The following is a 3315-nucleotide window of genomic DNA, read 5'->3' as shown; positions in this document are numbered from 1 at the left end:
CGCTATTATATTATATTGCTGGCTATGACCCTAATGCCGCACAATCAGCAAAAAGTATCCATCGTGACTCAATTATTTCCCCAGAGAAATCCATTGAGCCAGTTGTCATTGAGAATTTGATAAGATTTGCTTCATTAGAACTTCATTATATTGTATACAAAGATGCTCCAAAGGAGAAAGTGGAGGGGATTAAGAATTATAGAGATTTAAAGCATGTAACAAGGGAAGCAATGCTGTGGGAATTGAATGAATGTTTAGTTCTATTCAAAAAAGAACTTACTTTAGTACATAATGAGTGGGACATTGATATTGAAAAGAGATTATTACGTCTGCATCGTATCTCTACGAATTGTGGGGAGAGTACAATCTTACTATTAGCTCTTATATTACTACTAGTGAATAGAACTTTTCCATCTAGAGCGAACTCTATCTTACAATCTCCTGGGGATTGTCCACTTAATATTTGGAATGAACATATGCAAAGATATTTAGATGAACGCGTATTTATTATTTGGCCGCCACATAAAGAAGCCATTGAAAAGGGGCTTTTAAATCATCAGAATAATATTATAGCTATTCCAACAGGTACTGGAAAAAGCTTGATTGCAGAACATAAAGTGATTTCCTCTTTACAAAGAGGGCCAATAATTATTTATTTAGCACCTACTCATGCTTTATGTCGTCAAATTTCGGAGAGAATGAAGAAAATTATAGATGTTCAAAATTTATTTTCAGACCAAATATTACTTATTGATGATTTGGATAATTTAAACCGCTTTGAGCAATTTGATAGTTCGAAACTAATTTTAGTTATGACACCGGAAAAATGTACTTCTTTATATGCTAAACGTTCTGAATTGTTCATACACGTTAGTTTATACGTTGTTGATGAGTTTCATAATATAAAAGAAGGAAATAGAGGAGCTTTGCTAGATTCATTATTGGCAAGGGTTTCTGAAAATTCAGAAAACGCAGTTTACTTATTAATGTCTGCATTATTAGATAAATCAACAATTCTACCAAAATGGTTAGAGGCTTTAAATAATAAGCCTTCCGATGCAGTTTATACAAGATGGAGACCAGCGAGAACGCTTAGAGGATTTATATCACATCCATCGAAGGAATACAATAATGCTTTAGAAGAAGCAAGGAAAAGCGGGAAAAAGAGCTACTCAAAAGAATTATCTACTGATTTGTTTTTTTGCGTACAAGATGTTTGGAATGATGAAACGCAGAAATCAGCATATCCAATACGACTACCAGATAAATTGAAAATACGATTTAAGCTATCTAAATTTGGTAATTGGACTACAGAAGGTTATGGGAATGATATGGCCAGGCAACTTGGGAACTGGCTTGCTACATGCAATCTACCTGTTCTTATTTTCTCACAAACTACCCGTCATCTAATTGGTGAGATTGCAGCACATAAGAAAATAAATAAATTTGAATATATTATGAACCGTAGAGTAGATGCCTATTTAACTTTTGCTGAAATTGAATTGGGTGAAGTATCAGATCTTGAGGAGGGACTAATTAATGGAATAGGAATTCATTCTCAAGCATTAATAGATGAAGAGCAAGAAGCAGTCGAGGCGTTTTTTAAAAGTTGTAACCGAGGAGTTGTATGTGCTACAGGTACATTAGCACAAGGATTAAATCTACCTGCTTCTGCAGTCGTAGTGAATACAACCAAACAATACAATGCAGATGATATCCCAAAACCTATGTCAAAAGAGGAAGTCATTAATATGCTTGGTCGAGCAGGAAGACCAGGACTGGCTTTTCAATCTATTGGTGTGATTGTTCCTCAATATCCTTCAAGCCATAATAAGAATGGATTTACACTAGCGCCGGAATATAATGAATATTTAGAGAGAATTGATGCAGTAGTTCCTGTAGGATCCGGACTGACGCAAATATTAAATTCGGTAGCTAGTAGTCCATTTGAAAATGCGTTAGATAATTATACATTTTTATTAAACACTACTACTAAGGAGGATCAAATTAATAAAAAAATAATAAGTAAGACGTTAGCTAGCTACTTACTTGATTCAGAAGTAATTGATAATGCTACTGATAATTGTGATAAATGGCTCAGTATTGTACAAGAAGATCCACTTATGAAGCAATACGTTGATATTGCAAAGAAATCTGCTGTTTCAATTAAGGTTGCCAAAACTCTCTGGGAAAGTATTGATGAAGAAGGCACTCTATTCCTTGTTGGCTATTTAGATGCGACAATAGGAGATTGGCTAAACTGGTATATGAGTAATATAAGAAAACTAACTGGTGAATTTTTAATTGAAAATGTACATAATTCATTTAAACATCCTGAGATATTATGCGAGTTCTTAATAGCATGGACAAGTGGGAAGACAATTAAAGAAATTGGAGATATCATGGTAAAACATGGTGTAGGAGTAGAAGGAAGAAACCATAATAGAAATAATCAAGGTCCAATAGCTAAAGTTGTACATATACTCCAGGATGGCATTAGGAATATATCCCATTTAGCAAATTGTTATATCACAATTATAGAATCTATGATCGAGAAAACTGGCTATGATTATTTAGTTCCTGAGGGCCTACAGATGCTACCATCCTTTATTAGTTGGGGAGTTAAAAGTAACGAAGCTTTGAAATTCAGAAAGAGAGGGCTACCACGATTATTGTCAATACAGTTGGGAAAGGAATTCGGAGATGTTAATTATTTAGGGACGCTAATAAATGAGTGGAAGGAAACTGGAGACATTCCAGGAATGGATTATTCAGAAAAAGTAAAGAATGCAATTTTCCAAATAATCTAATTACACTTAATTTTAGATTTCCGTATTACTTCTATTGTATAAGAATTTAAACTATAGATACAAGGAAGGGAGAAATATAATGCCAAACTATTTAGAATATCAAAAATCAGTAGCAACTGAGTTTATGGCTTATGAAAAAAGAGTCAGGAACCTGATCGATAGTGCAAATTGGGCAGAAGAAGGAAGATATAAGGAAATTATTCTAAGGAATTATTTAAACCGTGTTTTACCTAAAAATATTTCGGTAGGTACTGGGTTTATTCGGAATAAAAATTACATAACTTCTCAAATAGATATAATTATTTATGATCAATCATACCCCTTATTATTCTCCGAAGGAGATTTCATTATTGCTGTTCCTGTAAATGTAATTGGTATTATTGAAGTGAAGTCTAACATTGAACCAACAGAGATTAATGGCATTATCATGAAAGCAAATAATAATGGTTCAATTATTTCTGGAGGGACAGACAAACCATTGTTTAACGGGATCTTTTCTTATAAC

General features: G+C 33.5%; 2 protein-coding genes. Both read left to right on the top strand.

The window, feature by feature from the left end; translation table 11 throughout:
* Positions 1 to 2810, top strand: a 2810-nt coding sequence (locus A3842_RS08165; protein ID WP_083609520.1) for a DEAD/DEAH box helicase, incomplete at its 5' end; no start/stop codon positions are given.
* Between the two features lie 79 nt (positions 2811 to 2889).
* The coding region (locus A3842_RS08160) for a DUF6602 domain-containing protein (protein WP_218618663.1) at positions 2890 to 3315 on the top strand (426 nt) is incomplete at its 3' end.

Source organism: Paenibacillus sp. P3E, from assembly GCF_001909045.1.
Classification (GTDB): domain Bacteria; phylum Bacillota; class Bacilli; order Paenibacillales; family Paenibacillaceae; genus Paenibacillus_AQ; species Paenibacillus_AQ helianthi.
This window is presented reverse-complemented; position numbering and strand designations above follow the sequence as displayed.